This window comes from Streptomyces sp. TP-A0356, assembly GCF_001417775.1.
Taxonomy (GTDB): domain Bacteria; phylum Actinomycetota; class Actinomycetes; order Streptomycetales; family Streptomycetaceae; genus Streptomyces.
In genome coordinates, this window is the sequence record NZ_BBZJ01000017.1 from 450,918 (window position 1) to 467,180 (window position 16,263).

The window sequence follows — 16,263 nt, forward strand, 5'->3', positions numbered from 1 at the left end:
CGAAGGGGACGCGAGTCTTCAACACCTCCACCCTATCCAGCGCCGGGCATGGCAAAGGGCCCCGTCCATGCAATGGACGGGGCCCTCACCGTGGCGTGGCGTGCAGCGATCAGTGGTGGCCGTGGCCGCTCGTGATCTCCTTGTACTCCTCCACCGTGGGCTTGGGGATCTGGTTGTTCTCCCCGTAGTAGGCGCCGCTCAGCTTGGCACGCAGCCGCTCCGAGACCTTGACCTTTCGCTCGACGCCGTTCTCGTCGACCGTCGGGCCGATCGCGGCCGGCTCGTACTGCTCGTGGGCCGTGAGCGTGTGCAGCTGCTCCTGGCTGAGCGGCTCGTGGACCTCGATGAACTCACCGTGCGGCAGCCGCTTGATGATGCCCGACTCACGGCCGTGCAGCACCTTGTCGCGGTCGCGGCGCTGGAGGCCGAGGCAGATCCGCTTGGTGACGATGAACACCAGCACCGGCACCACGAAGAAGGCGATGCGGACGAACCAGGTGATCGCGTTGATCGACAGGTGGAAGTGCGTGGCCCAGAGGTCGTTACCACCACCGACCAGCAGCACGAAGTACCAGGAGATCCACGCGGCACCGAAGGCCGTACGCGTCGGCGCGTTGCGCGGGCGGTCCAGGATGTGGTGCTCGCGCTTGTCGCCGGTGACCCAGGCCTCGATGAACGGGTAGACCGCGATCGTGACCAGGACCAGCGGGAAGATCACCAGCGGGACGAACACACCCAGGACGAGCGTGTGACCCCAGACGTTGATCTCCCAGCCCGGCATCGTACGGATCAGGCCCTCGGAGAAGCCCATGTACCAGTCGGGCTGGGCGCCCGTGGACACCTGGTCCGGACGGTAGGGGCCCATGGCCCAGATCGGGTTGATCGTGGCGATCGCCGCGATGGCCGCGATGACACCGAAGACCAGGAAGAAGAACCCTCCGGCCTTGGCCATGTACACCGGCAGCAGCGGCATGCCGACGACGTTGTTGTTCGTCTTGCCGGGACCCGCGAACTGCGTGTGCTTGTGGTAGAAGACCAGGATCAGGTGGGCCACCACCAGGCCGAGCATGATGCCCGGCAGCAGCAGGATGTGGATCGAGTAGAAGCGGGCCACGAAGTCGCCGCCCGGGAACTGGCCGCCGAAGAGGAACATCGACAGGTACGTGCCGACGATCGGCACGGACAGGATCGCGCCCTCCATGAAGCGCACACCGGTGCCGGAGAGCAGGTCGTCCGGGAGCGAGTAGCCGGTGAAGCCGGTGAACATGCCCAGGACGAACAGCAGGAAGCCGAACAGCCAGTTGATCTCACGCGGCTTGCGGAACGCGCCGGTGAAGAACACGCGCATCATGTGCACGAACATGCCGGCGAGGAAGATCAGCGCCGCCCAGTGGTGGATCTGCCGGATCAGCAGACCGCCGCGGACGTCGAAGCTGATGTGCACCGTCGAGTTGAACGCCTCGCTCATCAGCTGGCCCTGCAGGGGCACGTAGCTGCCGTGGTACACCACCTCGTTCATCGAGGGGTGGAAGAACAGCGTCAGATACACACCCGTGAGGATGATGATGATGAAGCTGTAGAGGCAGACCTCGCCCAACATGAACGACCAGTGGTCGGGGAAGATCTTGCGCATGTTGGCCTTGGCCAGGGAGTAGATCCCCAGGCGGCCGTCGGCCCAGTCCGCCACGCGCTCGCCGGCGGGTGCCCTTCCGCGCGAAGCGGAGTCGTTGGTCGTCGTAGTGCTCATCCGCGCTCCCAGAATGCAGGACCGACGGGCTCTTCGAAGTCGCCGAGCGCCTCGAGGTAGCCGTCCGCGTTGACGCCGATGCGCAGCTGCGGCAGGGCGTGACCGGCCGGGCCGAAGATGACCCGGGCACCGTCGGAGAGGTCGAAGGTGGACTGGTGGCACGGGCAGAGGACGTGGTGCGTCTGCTGCTCGTACAGGGAGATCGGGCAACCGACGTGGGTGCAGATCTTCGAGAACGCCACGATGCCCTGGTGGGACCACTGGAGTTCCCGCTTGTCCTTGATGTTGTCCGGCTGCAGCCGGACGATCATCAAGGCCGCCTTGGCGATCTCGACCTGGAAGTTCTCGTCGTGCTCCTCCAGGCCCTCGGGCTTGGCGAAGGTCAGCGAGCCGACCGCGACGTCCGCCGGACGCATCGGCTGGTTCGTGTTCATGTTGACGAGGAGCTTGCCCTTGGACCAGAGCGTGTGACGCAGCGAGGTGCCGGGCAGCGGACCGAGGTCGCGCAGCAGGACGATGCCGGAGAGCGGCACCAGCGCCAGCGCGCCGAGCATCGTGTTGCGGATCAGCTTGCGTCGGCCGAGCTGTGACTCCTCGGCACCCGTCTTGAAGTCGGCGAGGACCTTCGCCTTGACCTCCGGGGGCGCCTCGATCGGGTGACGCTCGTCGGCGATCTCCACGTCGGACATCAGGGTGCGGGCCCAGTGGACCGCGCCCGCGCCGATCAGGAACAGCGCCACGCCCAGCGTCAGGCCCAGCGCGAAGTTCAGCGCGCTGATGTGCCCGATCGGGAAGACGTAGATCGACTTGTCCTTCGGGATCGCCACGTACGAGGCGATGAAGGCGATGGTGGCCAGCATCGACAGGGTGAACAGCATGGCGACCGTGCGCTCGGAGCGCCTGGCGGCCCGCTCGTCGATGTCCTGGATGCGGTGCTCGTGGGGCGGCAGGCCCGGGTCGGCGAACGGGTTCCGCTCGTCCGCGACCGTCACGGCACCGGGCTCGGTGTCCTGCTCAGCGGGCAGGTTCTCTTCTGGAATGTCTTGGCTACTCATGACTTCTTGGCCTTTGCGGTCCGAGCGGCGACCCAGACGGCGACCACGATCAGCGCGCCGAGGCCGAAGATCCAGGCGAACAGGCCCTCGGAGACCGGACCCAGACCACCCAGTTCGAGGCCACCGGGGCTCACGGTCTTGTCACCGTTGACCGCGTTGAGGTACGCGATGATGTCCTTCTTGTTCTGCTGCGACAGCGTGGTGTCGGGGAAGGAGGGCATGTTCTGCGGGCCGGTCTGCATGGCCTCGTAGATGTGCTTCGGGGCGACACCGTCGAGGCTGGGCGCGAACTTGCCGTCCGTCAGCGCGCCGCCCTTGCCGGTGAAGTTGTGGCACTGCGCGCAGTTGGTGCGGAAGAGCTCGCCGCCCTTGGCGATGTCGGCGCCCTCGGGGCTGTAGTCGTTCGCCGTCGGAACGGTCGGGCCGGCACCGAGCGAGGCGATGTACGCCGCGAGCTGGTCGATCTGGGCCTGCGTGTAGATGTTCCTCTTCCGGGGCACCTGGGGGCCCTGCGAGGTGGCAGCAGGCATACGGCCGGTGCCGACCTGGAAGTCGACGGCCGCGGCGCCCACGCCCACCAGGCTCGGACCGTTGGAGCTGCCCTGACCGCCGGTGCCGTGGCAGCTGGCGCAGCCCACCGAGTAGAGCTTCTTGCCCTCCTCGATGGCGAGGGACTGGGCGGTGTCATCGGCCTGCGCCTTGCCGGCGGGCGCGAACGCGGCGTACAGCCCCCCGGAGAGCGTCAGCGCGATGAGTAGGACGACGAGCGCCGCCATCGGATGGCGTCGTCGTGCGGAGAGCTTTTTCACGGATTACCCCGGTGTCAGGATCTTCTGCGTCGATGCTTCTGAGAATGGATCGGATCGTCGCGGGCGATCGGTTCTCCTCGATCGGGTGAACGTCCGCCGCGGCCGACGGCCGACTACCTGATCATGTAGATCGTGGCGAAGAGGCCGATCCAGACGACATCGACGAAGTGCCAGTAGTAGGACACGACGATGGCGGCGGTCGCCTGCTCGTGGGTGAACCTCCGCGCCGCGTAGGTGCGGCCGAGGACCAGCAGGAAGGCGATGAGACCACCCGTCACGTGCAGTCCGTGGAAGCCGGTGGTCAGGTAGAACACCGAGCCGTACGGGTCGGAGGACAGCGAGAGGCCGTCCTTCTTGACCAGCTCGGTGTACTCGAAGATCTGCCCGCCGACGAAGATCGCACCCATGATGAAGGTGACGATGAACCAGCCCCGGAGCTTCTTCACGTCCCCGCGCTCGGCGGCGAACACGCCGAGCTGGCAGGTCAGGGAGGAGAGCACCAGGATCGTGGTGTTCGTCGCCGAGAACGGGAAGTTGAGATGGCTCGCCATCTCCTTCCAGTGAGTCGGCCCGGTCACCGATCGCAGAGTGAAGTACATCGCGAAGAGGGCCGCGAAGAACATCAGCTCGGAACTCAGCCAGATGATGGTTCCGACGCTGGTGAGGTTCGGCCGGTTGACCGACGGGTGCGCGTGCCCGGTTTCTACTGTCGTTGCTGTCGCCACGACCGACATTATGTCGGTCGCTTATCCCGCCCTCACTCCGGGGGGTGCCGTTCGGAGTGTCCGCACCGTGTGTACTGCCCGTATGGCGCACCGAAGCCATGTCCGAACCGCTGTTGACCACGTGTTCAAGGGAGTAGCATCCGCCCCATCGGTCCGTTCCGTACGACGGCAGACACCACTGAGTACCGGAGGAAGCATGCAGCCGACCGCCACGGTGCTGGTCTACAGCGACGACTCCACCACTCGCGAACAGGTGCGGCTCGCGGCCGGGCGCCGGCCCGCCCCGGACGTCCCCGTGGTCGAGTTCCTGGAGTGCGCGACGCCGGACGCCGTCGTCAGGGAGCTGGACAAGGGCGGTATCGACGTGTGCGTCCTGGACGGCGAGGCCGTGCCGATGGGTGGCATGGGCGTCTGCCGGCAGATCAAGGACGAGATCTTCAACTGCCCGCCGGTCCTGGTGCTGATCGCGCGGCCGCAGGACGCCTGGCTGGCGACGTGGAGCCGGGCCGATGCGGCTGTGGCGCTGCCGGTGGAGCCGGTGGAGTTCGCCTCGGCCTTGGCTGCGCTGTTGCGGCGCAAGGCCCTTACGAGCGCCTAGCAGCTCCGAGCGCGGGCCCGTCGCGGCTTGTCGCGCGGTTCCCCGCGCCCCTGACGGGCATTCGCGCCCCCGACAGGGCTTGGATGCCCGTCGTCATGTCGACTCCGGGCGCAGTCGTGCGTGGTTCTGGGAGCTCTGTCCGTTGGCGGTGTCCGCGATCAGGGCGCTGCCCTCGCGCCACTTGTCCCAGTCGAGGTTCCAGTCGCCGAAGCCGTTGCCGAAGGGCTCCATCTCCTTGCCGTTGGAGTTCACGACCTTGACGATGTCGCCCTCCCGCACGGCGTTGAAGAACCACTGGGCGTTGCTGTTGCTCATCCCGGTGCAGCCGTGGCTGACGTTGGCGTACCCCTGGAAGTCGACGGACCAGGGCGCGGCGTGCACGTACTCGCCGCTCCAGGTCACCCGGGTCGCCCAGTAGACGTTCAGGTCGTAGGAGTCGCTGGAGCTGGCGGAGATGCCGATGGTGGTCCCGCGCATACGTACGAAGTACTGCTTGGACAGGACGACCTTGACCCCGTTGCGGGTCTCGTAGCCGCGCTTGCCGGTGGTGACCGGGATCCGGTTGATCTGCTGGTCGTTCCTGTAGACCGTCAGCTGGTGCGAGGCGGCGTCCGTGACGGCGATGACGCGGTCGCCCGTGGTGAGCTTCACGGGCTTCGTCTCGCCGCCCCAGAGCCGGTCGCCGATCTTCACGCCCGGGAGGTTGCTGTGCGCCGTGATGGTGGTGTGGGCGGGCCAGTAGTCCTTGGGGCGGTAGTGCAGCGTCTTGTCGTTCACCCAGTGCCAGGAGCCCTCGACCGCGGGCACCGAGTCCACCTTGAGGGAGCGCTCGACGGTCGCCCGGGCCGCCTTGTCCTTGACGGGAACGCTGAGTTCGGCGGTGAGGGGCTGGCCGACGCCGTAGGTGCCGGACTCGGGCCCGAAGGAGACGTTCAGCTGATTCTTGGTGCTCGGGGCGCCGGTGTCGAACTCGATGACCTTGCGCCCGGGGGCGCCGTCCTCGTCCTCCGTGCTCACCCGCACCGTGTAGTGGGTGCCCGCGGCCAGCGGCGAGGTGCTGTGCCAGCGGCTGCCGTCGGCGGAGAGTTCGCCGGCCACGTGGCGCCCCCGGGCGTCGGTGGCCGTGACGTCCGTGATGCGCCCGTCCCCGTCCGCCGCGCGGATCTCCAGGGGCTTGTCGGGGTCGGCCTTCCGGTCGGTGCCGACAGGGGCGTTGTGAGTGATCTGACCCCCCGCGTCGTACGGCTTCGCCGAGAGCGGGTCGCCGTCGGATCCGCAGGCGGCGAGGCCCGCGCCGAGGGCGACCACCAGCAGGGTGCAGCTGACGACCGTGCGGTCTCGCGGTGAGTGGTTCATGGACTCACGCTATGAACGTCCGTCAACTGCGGCGCGCCCAGTGGCCCGTACGAGGGACACCGGGCGTGGCAAACGAGGGAGCCCGGCCACTCCCTGTGGAGTGTCCGGGCTCCCGTGCGCTCGGCGCGTGCTACTGGGTGCGGTTCTCGCCGCGGTAGTACTCGAAGACCCAGCCCCACAGGCCCACCAGGATCAGCGGGGCCGAGAAGTACATCAGCCACCAGCCGATCGCGATGCTCAGGAAGGCGAGCGCGCCACCGACGGCGAGGGAGAGCGGCTGCCAGCTGTGCGGGCTGAAGAAGCCGATCTCACCGGCGTCGTCCGCGACGTCGGCCTCCTTGTTGTCCTGGGCGCCCACGTCGACCCGCCGGGCCGTGAAGGCCAGGTAGTAGCCGATCATGACGCTCAGGCCGAAGGCCAGGAAGAGCGCGGTGGTGCCGGCCGGCTCCTTCGACCACAGGCCGTAGATGATGGCCATGGCGAGGATGAAGACGGCCAGCCACAGGAACATCTTGCCCTGGATCTTCACTTGCCGGCCTCCTTGCCACCAGCGACGGCATTGCTACCGGCACCGGCGTGCTCAAGCTGCTCGAGCGCGGCGATCTCCGGGTGGTGCAGGTCGAAGGCGGGCGATTCCGAACGGATCCGCGGCAGCGTGAGGAAGTTGTGCCGCGGCGGCGGGCAGGAGGTCGCCCACTCCAGGGAGCGGCCGAAGCCCCACGGGTCGTCGACGCCGACCGGCTTGCCGTACTTGGCCGTCTTCCACACGTTGTAGAGGAACGGCAGGATCGACAGGCCGAGCAGGAACGAGGAGATCGTCGAGACCGTGTTCAGGGCGGTGAAGCCGTCGGCCGCGAGGTAGTCCGCGTAACGACGTGGCATGCCCTCGGCGCCCAGCCAGTGCTGCACCAGGAAGGTGCCGTGGAAGCCGATGAACAGCGTCCAGAAGGTGATCTTGCCGAGACGCTCGTCGAGCATCTTGCCGGTGAACTTCGGCCACCAGAAGTGGAAGCCGGAGAACATGGCGAAGACGACCGTACCGAAGACCACGTAGTGGAAGTGCGCCACCACGAAGTACGAGTCCGAGATGTGGAAGTCCATCGGCGGCGACGCCAGGATGACGCCGGTCAGACCACCGAACGTGAAGGTGATCAGGAAGCCGGTCGCCCAGAGCATCGGCGTCTCGAAGGACAGCGAGCCCTTCCACATCGTGCCGATCCAGTTGAAGAACTTCACGCCGGTGGGGACGGCGATGAGGAACGTCATGAAGGAGAAGAACGGAAGCAGCACGCCACCGGTGACGTACATGTGGTGCGCCCACACGGTCACGGACAGGCCGGCGATCGCGATGGTGGCACCGATGAGACCCATGTAGCCGAACATCGGCTTACGGCTGAAGACCGGGATGACCTCGGAAATGATGCCGAAGAACGGTAGCGCGATGATGTACACCTCTGGATGGCCGAAGAACCAGAAGAGGTGTTGCCACAGCAGGGCGCCGCCGTTTGCCGCGTCGAAGACGTGGGCACCGAACTTGCGGTCCGCCTCCAGGGCGAACAGCGCGGCCGCGAGGACCGGGAAGGCCAGCAGGACCAGCACACCGGTCAGCAGCACGTTCCACACGAAGATCGGCATGCGGAACATGGTCATGCCGGGCGCGCGCATGCAGATGATCGTGGTGATGAAGTTGACCGAGCCGAGGATGGTGCCGAAGCCGGAGAAGGCCAGGCCCATGATCCACATGTCGGCGCCGATGCCCGGCGAACGGACCGCGTCCGACAGCGGGCTGTAGGCGAACCAGCCGAAGTCGGCCGCGCCCTGCGGGGTGAGGAAGCCACCGACCGCGATGAGCGAGCCGAAGAGGTAGAGCCAGTAGGCGAACATGTTCAGCCGCGGGAACGCCACGTCGGGCGCGCCGATCTGCAGCGGCATGATCCAGTTCGCGAAACCGGCGAACAGCGGCGTCGCGAACATCAGCAGCATGATCGTGCCGTGCATCGTGAACGCCTGGTTGAACTGCTCGTTCGACATGATCTGCAGGCCCGGGCGGGCCAGCTCGGCGCGCATGAGCAGGGCCATGACGCCGCCGATGAGGAAGAAGGCGAACGACGTGGCCAGATACAGCGTGCCGATCGTCTTGTGGTCGGTGGTGGTCAGCCACTTGACGACGACGTTGCCCGGTCGCCTGCGCCGTACCGGCAGCTCGTTCTCGTACGAGTCCTCAGCTGCGGCGGCACCCTGGGGTTCGTTGAGGATGCTCACAGGTTGTTCGTCTCCCGGTTCTTCTCGTGGCTCGTCTGAGCGATGCCGGACGGGATGTAACCGGTCTGCCCCTTCTTCGCGAGGTCCTTGAGGTGCTGCTCGTACCGATCAGGGGAGACGACCTTCACGTTGAACAGCATCCGGGAGTGGTCGACGCCGCACAGCTCGGCGCACTTGCCCCGGAAGGTGCCCTCCTGGTTGGGGGTCACCTGGAAGGCGTTGGTGTGGCCCGGGATGACGTCCATCTTCATCAGGAACGGCACCACCCAGAAGGAGTGGATGACGTCACGCGAGGTGAGGACGAAGCGGACCGTCTTGCCCTTGGGGAGCCAGAGGGTCGGGCCGGGCATGTTGTTCTGCGGGTTCCGCGTGGCGGGCGTACCGAAGTCGTACACACCGCCGGCGTTCGCCGGGAAGGCCTTCTTCAACCGGTCCGGAATCGCGTTCAGGTTCGGATCGGTCTTCGCGTCACCCGTCACCCCGGCGACCGGCGTGACGTAGTTGAAGCCCCAGCTCCACTGGTAGCCGACGACGTTGATGGTGACATCGGGCTGCTTGGAGGTGTCGAGGAGCTTCGACTCGTCGCGGGCCGTGAAGTAGAAGAGCACCGAGACGATGATGAGCGGGACCACCGTGTACAGCGCCTCGATCGGCATGTTGTACCGCGTCTGCGGAGGAACCTCGACCTTGGTGCGGCTGCGCCGGTGGAAGAACGCGCTCCACAGGATCAGGCCCCAGACCAGGCAGCCGACGGCGAGCGCGGCCGCCCAGGACCCCTGCCACAGGGAGAGGATCCGCGGAGCCTCTTCCGTGGTCGGGGTGGGCATACCAAGGCGGGGGAAGTCCTTGTATGTGCAACCGGTGGCGGTCGCCAGGACCAGGCCCGCGGTCAGTGCCTGCAGCAGCTTCCGCCGCATCGGGCGCCGCGGCGAGCGGTCGGAGCCGTTGGGACTCACGTAGCGCCTTCCCGAGAGTCTCGCCCGCGCGGTTGGCTGCGGCCTTCTCGCTGGTCGGTCGCCGCCCTGCGTCGGGCAGGGGTTTGGATGTTTATGCGGACCAAACCCTACTGGACGCTATTTGGGGCTGCGCGGGGAGGGTGCCCAACGCGCCGCCCGACACTCCGAAGGGGTGGAATGACCGGCTCCGGCCCCCAACTGACGGGGCCTTCCGCTCCTTCGACGAGCCGCGCGGTTCGCAGGAGTTAGCGTTGCGGTGTGTCCTACTTCGACGCCGCGTCCGCCGCTCCCCTGCACCCCGTCGCCCGCCAGGCCCTGCAGGCCTCGCTCGACGAGGGGTGGGCCGATCCCGCCCGGCTGTACCGCGAGGGACGGCGGGCCCGGCTCCTGCTGGACGCGGCGCGCGAGGCGGCCGCCGAGGCGGTGGGCTGCCGCCCGGACGAGCTGGTCTTCACCTCCTCCGGAACACGGGCGGTGCACTCCGGCATCGAGGGTGCCCTGGCGGGCCGCCGCAGGGTCGGGCGCCACCTGATCGTGTCAGCGGTCGAACACTCCTCGGTGCTTCATTCGGCGGAGGTGTTCGAGGCGGCCGGCGGGACGGTGACCCGGGTGCCGGTCTCCCGCGCGGGCGCGGTGACTCCCGGGGCGTACGCGGAGGCGTTGCGTCCGGACACCGCGCTGGCCTGCCTCCAGTCGGCCAATCACGAGGTCGGGACGGTGCAGCCGGTGGCCGAGGTGGCCGACGTGTGCCGCGCGGCCGGGGTGCCGCTGCTCGTGGACGCGGCACAGTCGCTGGGCTGGGGGCCGGTGGAGGGCGACTGGTCGGTGCTGACGGCGAGCGCGCACAAATGGGGCGGTCCCTCAGGTGTCGGACTTCTCGTCGTGCGCAAGGGGGTGCGGTTCGCAGCCCAAGGTCCCGTGGACGAGCGGGAGTCGGGGCGGTCGGCCGGGTTCGAGAACATCCCGGCGGTGGTGGCGGCCGCCGCGTCGCTGCGGGCGGTGCGGGCGCAGGCGGCTGAGGAGGCGGCGCGGCTGCGGGAGCTGACGGAGCGGATCCGGGCCCGGGTGCCGGAGCTGGTGCCCGATGTGGAGGTGGTGGGCGATCCGGTCGGCCGCCTGCCGGGGATCGTCACCTTCTCCTGTCTCTATGTCGATGGGGAGACACTGCTGCACGAGCTGGACCGGGCCGGCTTCTCGGTGTCGTCGGGATCGTCGTGCACGAGCAGCACGCTGACACCGAGCCATGTGCTGAAGGCGATGGGGGTGCTCACCGAGGGCAATGTCCGCGTCTCGTTGCCGCCCGGGACGCCGGCGGAGGAGGTGGACCGGTTCCTTTCGGTACTGCCGGGCGCGGTCGGGGCGGTGCGCGAGAAGCTCGGCGCGCCGTCCGTGCGGACCGCCGCCGCACGGGAGGACGCCCTCGTCGTGGACGCTCTCGGCAAGCGGTGCCCGCTCCCGGTGATCGAGCTGGCCAAGGTCATCGGGGACGTCCCGGTGGGCGACACGGTGCGCGTCCTGTCGGACGACGAGGCGGCGCGGCTGGACATCCCGGCCTGGTGCGAGATGCGGGGACAGCAGTACGTGGGAGAGGAGCCGGCGGAACGGGGCTCCGCCTATCTGGTCCGCCGGCTCTCCTAGGCCCGCCAGGTCCGCCCGGGGTCGGTCCGGATCGGTCCGGGTCGGTCCGGGTCAGTCCGGGTCGGTCCGCCCGGGGGTCAGACCAGGTGGTGCTGGAAGTCGGCCGCGGCCTCCTCGCCGTACGCCTTGGTGAAGCGGTCCATGAAGTGGGAGCGATGCAGCTCGTACTCCTGGGTGCCCAGCGTCTCGATGACCAGGGTCGCGAGCATGCAGCCCACCTGGGCCGCGCGCTCCAGGGACACACCCCACACCAGGCCCGACAGGAAGCCCGCCCGGAAGGCGTCGCCGACGCCCGTCGGATCGACCTTGGCCGTCTCCTCGGGCACGCCGACCTCGACCGGGTCCTGGCCGGACCGCTCGATGCGCACGCCCCGCGCGCCGAGGGTGGTCACCCGGTGGCCCACCCTGGCCAGGATCTCGGCGTCCGTCCAGCCCGTCTTGGTCTCGATGAGCCCCTTCTCGTACTCGTTGGAGAAGAGGTAGGTCGCCCCGTCCAGCAGTATCCGGATCTCGTCGCCGTTCATGCGCGCGATCTGCTGCGAGAAGTCGGCGGCGAAGGGAATGGACCGGGTGCGGCACTCCTCCGTGTGGCGCAGCATCGCCTCCGGGTCGTCGGCGCCGATCAGCACCAGGTCCAGGCCGCCCACCCGGTCGGCGACGGTCTTGAGCTCGATCAGCCGGGCCTCGCTCATCGCGCCGGCGTAGAAGGAACCGATCTGGTTGTGGTCGGCGTCGGTGGTGCACACGAAGCGGGCCGTGTGCTGGGTCCCCGAGATGTGCACGGAGGCCGTGTCCACCCCGTGCCGGTCGAGCCACGCCCGGTAGTCCCCGAAGTCCGAGCCGGCCGCGCCGACCAGGATCGGTGCGGTACCGAGCTGTCCCATACCGAAAGCGACGTTCGCGCCCACCCCGCCACGACGTACGTCGAGACGGTCGACCAGGAAGGAGAGGGAGACCGTGTGCAGCTGGTCCGCGACGAGCTGGTCGGCGAAGCGCCCGGGGAAGGTCATGAGGTGGTCGGTGGCGATGGAGCCGGTGACTGCGATACGCACGACGAGGACACGCTCCTGTGGAGGAGGGGGATTGACAGTTCACGCTACCCGGTCGACCCGGTCCTCTGAAGCAGGCAAAACTACCCGATAGTAGATCTTTCTTCGTGGGCTCTACCGTGCCTACGGTGCGAGTATGACGAAGCTCGATGCCCATGGCACCGCCCCGCTCGACACGGAAGGGGACCTGGCGTCGCTGCGCGGCGACTGCGCCCGGATGACTCCCCATTGGGCCGCGCCCGAGAAGGCCGCGTCCCGGCCGGTCTCCCCGTCCCGGATCCACGGCGTCCGGGTGCCGCCCGCCTCGGCCCGCCTCCTGGACGCGATGTCCGACTACGGGGACTGACCGGGCGCCTTCGTCGAACCGGGCGCGTCCGTGAGGGAACCGTGCGCTCCCCCGCTGCGTCCCATTGCCGTCCCCCGTAAGGGGGAGGCGGGGTACGACCTTGTTGTGCGCTGCACCAGCGCGGAAGGGTCTCCTGGGACAGCAGTGGAGCCGAAGGAGCGATGCGGTGAACACCGAGCGACCCGACGACGCGAGCGACGCGACCGCAGCCACCGAGGACACGGACGAGGCCGCCCCGCGGCGGCGCTCCCCCGCGGTCGTCGCCTCGGTCGTGGCCGCGGTCCTGCTCGTCGGGGGCGGCGGAGCGTATCTGGCGGCGACCGCGTCCGGCGGATCGGGCGGCTCCTCGACGCCGGGCGGTGACGGCACTCCCCCGGCGCTGGCCCTCGACGGTTACAGCGAGGGCGGCACGCCCGGTGTCGCGGTGGATGAGCCCAACCCGTACGGCACCACGTATCGCGTGCAGGGCGGGCTTCCGGGCGGCCCGAAGTCGGCGCCCGTGTACTGGGCGAGGGGTGAGGTGACGCGGGACGAAGTGGCCCGGCTCGCCAAGGCCCTGAACGTCACCGGCACGCCGAAGCGGGCCGGCCAGGCGTGGACCGTGGGGACCACCAAGGACGGCTCGGGGCCGTTCCTGCAGGTGAACGCACAGGCGCCGGGCACCTGGACATTCAGCCGGTACGCGCCCGGTTCCGACAGCCGCTGCAAGGGCGCGGCGCCGTGCACGTCCGCCGGGGAGGCCCCCGCGACGGTGAGCGAGGCCGCCGCGAAGAAGGCCGCCGCCCCGGTGCTGGAGGCGCTGGGCCAGGACGACGCCAAGCTCGACGCGCGCCAGCTGATGGGCTCCGTCCGGGTGGTGAACGCCCAGCCGAAGGTCGGCGGGCTGCCCACCTACGGGTGGTCGACCGGCGTCCAGGTGGCCGCGGACGGCCAGGTGACCGGCGGCAGCGGCAACCTGAAGCCACCGGTCAAGGGCGCCACGTACCCGGTCCTCGACGCGAAGAGGACGCTGGAGCTGATGAACGGCGCGACGACCTCGTACGGCCGCAAGGGCATCGGCGGCTGCGCCAGCCCCGTACCGCTCAAGGACAGGGACGAGCAGCCGTGCCGCGCGTCCACCGCCGCGCCGAAGCGGGCGTCGGCGACCGTGCAGGACGCGGTGTTCGGGCTCGCCGCGCACTCCGTGGGCGGGAAGGCGGTCCTGGTGCCGTCGTGGCTGTTCCAGGTGCGGCCGGCGGGGGCCGGGGACGGTTTCACGGTGACCCGTACGGCGGTCGACCCGCGGTATCTGACCGCGCCCCAGCCGCCGGGGCAGCCGAGCGGTGCACCGGAGCCGCGGACCAGCGGGCCGGGCGAGGGGTCCTCGTCGGCGCCGGCGAAGCGCGATGTGAAGGTGATGGGTTACACCGCGGGCGGCAAGGACCTCACGATCGCCTACGAGGGCGGGGTGTGCGCGGACTACGCGGCGTCCGTGAGCGAGGGCTCCGACAAGGTGACGGTGACCGTGACCGAGACTCCCTGGCAGGGCAAGGTCTGCATCGCGATCGCCAAGGTCTATCACGCGACGCTGCATCTGAAGGCACCGCTCGGGAACCGGGAGGTGGTGGGCTCGGACGGCGCGCCCATCCCGAAGGGGACGGCCTTCATGCCCTCGAAGGCGTCCCCCGGCGGCTCGGGGGCGGCCCAGGCCCGGTAGCGCGGCTCTTGGATACGCGAAGGCGGCGTCCCCCTGCGGAGGGGGACGCCGCCTTCGTACGCGTGCCGGTGAACGGTCACCGGTGGTGGCGCGGTGCTCAGCTGAAGGAATCGCCGCAGGCGCAGGAGCCCGTCGCGTTCGGGTTGTCGATGGTGAAGCCCTGCTTCTCGATGGTGTCGACGAAGTCGATGGTGGCGCCGCCCAGGTAGGGGGCGCTCATCCGGTCGGTGACGACCTTGACCCCGCCGAAGTCCTTCTCGACGTCGCCGTCGAGGGAACGCTCGTCGAAGAAGAGCTGGTAGCGCAGGCCGGAGCAACCGCCGGGCTGAACCGCGACACGCAGCGCCAGGTCGTCACGGCCTTCCTGGTCGAGCAGGGCCTTGACCTTGGCCGCGGCGGCGTCGGTCAGGATGATGCCGTCGGTGACGGTGGTGGTCTCGTCCTGTACGGACATCTACATCTCTCCCGGGTTGTACGGAGACTGCTTGCCGACGAGTGCAACCGGCTTGGCCGCGGATTCATTCCGGGCCGTGCGCGTTTCTTTCTCTTCCTCCCTCATGCTCGCATACGCGGCGGAACACGCACAGCGGCCGAAGACGGCCCGGCAGGGGCCGCCGGGATTCACGTCACATCGACGTTATGGCCATCGTCAAACTGACATGAACCGGTTATGATAGATAGCGTCAATTCGACGAAAAGGCTTGTCCCGCATGTCCCGTCGGCCCTGCTCGGGCCGACGAGCCGCAGAACAGAAAGGGTGCGTGTCGTGACCACCGCCCACACCCAGGAGCTCGACGTACAGCCGACGCCTCTCGCCCTCCTGCTGCTCGGCCGTGAGGCCGACCCCAAGAGCGAACGGGGCGTCGAGTGTCCCGGCGACCTGCCCTCGCCGTCCGACCCGGACCTGGTCGAGCGCGCCCGGGTGGCCAAGGAGAAGCTCGGGGACAAGGTCTTCGTGCTCGGCCACCACTACCAGCGCGACGAGGTCATCCAGTTCGCGGACGTCACGGGCGACTCCTTCAAGCTGGCCCGGGACGCGGCGGCGCGGCCCGAGGCGGAGTACATCGTGTTCTGCGGTGTGCACTTCATGGCGGAGTCGGCGGACATCCTGACGTCCGACGGCCAGAAGGTGGTCCTGCCGGACCTGGCGGCCGGCTGCTCCATGGCCGACATGGCGACCGCCGAGCAGGTCGCCGAGTGCTGGGACGTGCTGACCGAGGCGGGCATCGCCGAGCAGGTCGTGCCGGTCTCGTACATGAACTCCTCCGCGGACATCAAGGCGTTCACCGGCAAGCACGGCGGCACGATCTGCACCTCCTCCAACGCCGAGCGGGCCCTGGAGTGGGCGTTCCAGCAGGGTGAGAAGGTCCTGTTCCTGCCGGACCAGCACCTGGGCCGCAACACGGCGGTGCGGGACATGGGCATGTCGCTGGACGACTGCGTCGTCTACAACCCGCACAAGCCGAACGGCGGTCTTACGGCACAGGAGTTGCGCGCCGCGAAGATGATCCTGTGGCGGGGCCACTGCTCGGTGCACGGGCGCTTCAGCCTCGACTCGGTCAACGACGTGCGCGAGCGCATCCCGGGCGTGAACGTGCTGGTGCACCCCGAGTGCAAGCACGAGGTGGTGGCCGCGGCGGACCACGTGGGGTCGACCGAGTACATCATCAAGGCCCTGGAGGCCGCCCCGGCGGGCTCCAAGTGGGCCGTCGGTACGGAGCTGAACCTCGTACGGCGCCTGGCGAACCGTTTCGCGCCGGAGGGCAAGGAGATCGTCTTCCTCGACAAGACGGTGTGCTTCTGCTCGACGATGAACCGTATCGACCTGCCGCACCTGGTGTGGGCGCTGGAGTCGCTGGCCGAGGGCAACCTGGTCAACCGCATCGAGGTGGACAAGGAGACGGAGGCGTTCGCGAAGCTGGCGCTGGAGCGGATGCTGGCGCTCCCTTAGGGGTTCCTGGTCCCCCACGTCGCCGCATGACACACGTCGCCGCATGAGAGAGGCCCGGCCCGCACATCCCGTGCG

The 16,263-nt window shown here is 68.7% G+C and carries 15 protein-coding genes; 5 read left to right on the forward strand and 10 right to left on the reverse strand.

Annotated features, from left to right (window positions below; all coding sequences use genetic code 11):
* Nucleotides 1–109: 109 nt before the first annotated feature.
* The 4 genes from ASC56_RS15145 to ASC56_RS15160 all read right to left on the reverse strand — a co-directional run bounded on the left by ASC56_RS15145 (nt 110) and on the right by ASC56_RS15160 (nt 4,345).
* A complete protein-coding gene (locus ASC56_RS15145; protein ID WP_055491898.1) occupies nt 110–1,747 on the reverse strand; it encodes a cytochrome bc complex cytochrome b subunit in 1,638 nt (545 codons plus the stop codon).
* Nucleotides 1,744–2,802, reverse strand: coding sequence for a ubiquinol-cytochrome c reductase iron-sulfur subunit (locus ASC56_RS15150; protein WP_055491899.1), 1,059 nt, complete (start codon nt 2,800–2,802; stop codon nt 1,744–1,746). Before ASC56_RS15150 ends, ASC56_RS15145 begins: the two co-directional genes overlap by 4 nt.
* Nucleotides 2,799–3,611: a c-type cytochrome gene (locus ASC56_RS15155; protein WP_055491900.1), complete on the reverse strand. Its 813-nt coding sequence runs from the start codon at nt 3,609–3,611 to the stop codon at nt 2,799–2,801. The genes ASC56_RS15150 and ASC56_RS15155 overlap by 4 nt, the downstream gene beginning before the upstream one ends.
* Before the next feature lie 113 nt (nt 3,612–3,724).
* Entirely contained in the window at nt 3,725–4,345 is a 621-nt protein-coding gene (locus tag ASC56_RS15160) for a heme-copper oxidase subunit III (protein ID WP_055491901.1), read from the reverse strand.
* 187 nt (nt 4,346–4,532) lie between these two features.
* On the opposite strand from ASC56_RS15160, the gene ASC56_RS15165 reads away from it, so the two are divergent.
* Nucleotides 4,533–4,934, forward strand: a complete 402-nt coding sequence (locus ASC56_RS15165; protein WP_055491902.1) for a response regulator transcription factor — start codon at nt 4,533–4,535, stop codon at nt 4,932–4,934.
* Between the two features lie 93 nt (nt 4,935–5,027).
* Here ASC56_RS15165 and ASC56_RS15170 read toward each other — a convergent pair whose 3' ends face one another.
* The 4 genes from ASC56_RS15170 to coxB all read right to left on the reverse strand — a co-directional run bounded on the left by ASC56_RS15170 (nt 5,028) and on the right by coxB (nt 9,508).
* Nucleotides 5,028–6,290: an Ig-like domain-containing protein gene (locus ASC56_RS15170; protein WP_055491903.1), complete on the reverse strand. Its 1,263-nt coding sequence runs from the start codon at nt 6,288–6,290 to the stop codon at nt 5,028–5,030.
* Between the two features lie 130 nt (nt 6,291–6,420).
* Nucleotides 6,421–6,819, reverse strand: coding sequence for a cytochrome c oxidase subunit 4 (locus tag ASC56_RS15175; RefSeq protein ID WP_055491904.1), 399 nt, complete (start codon nt 6,817–6,819; stop codon nt 6,421–6,423).
* A complete protein-coding gene (ctaD, locus tag ASC56_RS15180) occupies nt 6,816–8,552 on the reverse strand; it encodes a cytochrome c oxidase subunit I (protein WP_055491905.1) in 1,737 nt (578 codons plus the stop codon). The genes ASC56_RS15175 and ctaD overlap by 4 nt, the downstream gene beginning before the upstream one ends.
* On the reverse strand, nt 8,549–9,508 hold the full coding sequence (coxB, locus tag ASC56_RS15185; protein WP_055491906.1) for a cytochrome c oxidase subunit II: 960 nt from the start codon (nt 9,506–9,508) through the stop codon (nt 8,549–8,551). Before coxB ends, ctaD begins: the two co-directional genes overlap by 4 nt.
* A 258-nt stretch (nt 9,509–9,766) precedes the next feature.
* Between coxB and ASC56_RS15190 the strand changes: the two genes are divergently transcribed.
* Nucleotides 9,767–11,146 carry a cysteine desulfurase/sulfurtransferase TusA family protein gene (locus ASC56_RS15190; protein ID WP_055491907.1) on the forward strand — a complete coding sequence of 460 codons (1,380 nt, stop codon included), beginning with the start codon at nt 9,767–9,769 and terminating at the stop codon, nt 11,144–11,146.
* A gap of 77 nt (nt 11,147–11,223) precedes the next feature.
* Here ASC56_RS15190 and ASC56_RS15195 read toward each other — a convergent pair whose 3' ends face one another.
* Nucleotides 11,224–12,198, reverse strand: coding sequence for a carbohydrate kinase family protein (locus tag ASC56_RS15195; protein ID WP_055491908.1), 975 nt, complete (start codon nt 12,196–12,198; stop codon nt 11,224–11,226).
* 133 nt (nt 12,199–12,331) lie between these two features.
* Between ASC56_RS15195 and ASC56_RS15200 the strand changes: the two genes are divergently transcribed.
* Entirely contained in the window at nt 12,332–12,541 is a 210-nt protein-coding gene (locus tag ASC56_RS15200) for a hypothetical protein (RefSeq protein ID WP_055491909.1), read from the forward strand.
* Between the two features lie 166 nt (nt 12,542–12,707).
* On the forward strand, nt 12,708–14,237 hold the full coding sequence (locus tag ASC56_RS15205; RefSeq protein WP_234376958.1) for a hypothetical protein: 1,530 nt from the start codon (nt 12,708–12,710) through the stop codon (nt 14,235–14,237).
* A 97-nt stretch (nt 14,238–14,334) separates the two neighbouring features.
* On the opposite strand, the gene ASC56_RS15210 is transcribed toward ASC56_RS15205, so the two are convergent.
* A complete protein-coding gene (locus ASC56_RS15210; RefSeq protein ID WP_055491910.1) occupies nt 14,335–14,691 on the reverse strand; it encodes an iron-sulfur cluster assembly accessory protein in 357 nt (118 codons plus the stop codon).
* Between the two features lie 312 nt (nt 14,692–15,003).
* Here ASC56_RS15210 and nadA point away from each other — a divergent pair, with 312 nt between their 5' ends.
* Nucleotides 15,004–16,188 carry a quinolinate synthase NadA gene (gene nadA / locus ASC56_RS15215; RefSeq protein WP_055491949.1) on the forward strand — a complete coding sequence of 395 codons (1,185 nt, stop codon included), beginning with the start codon at nt 15,004–15,006 and terminating at the stop codon, nt 16,186–16,188.
* Nucleotides 16,189–16,263 lie beyond the last annotated feature (75 nt).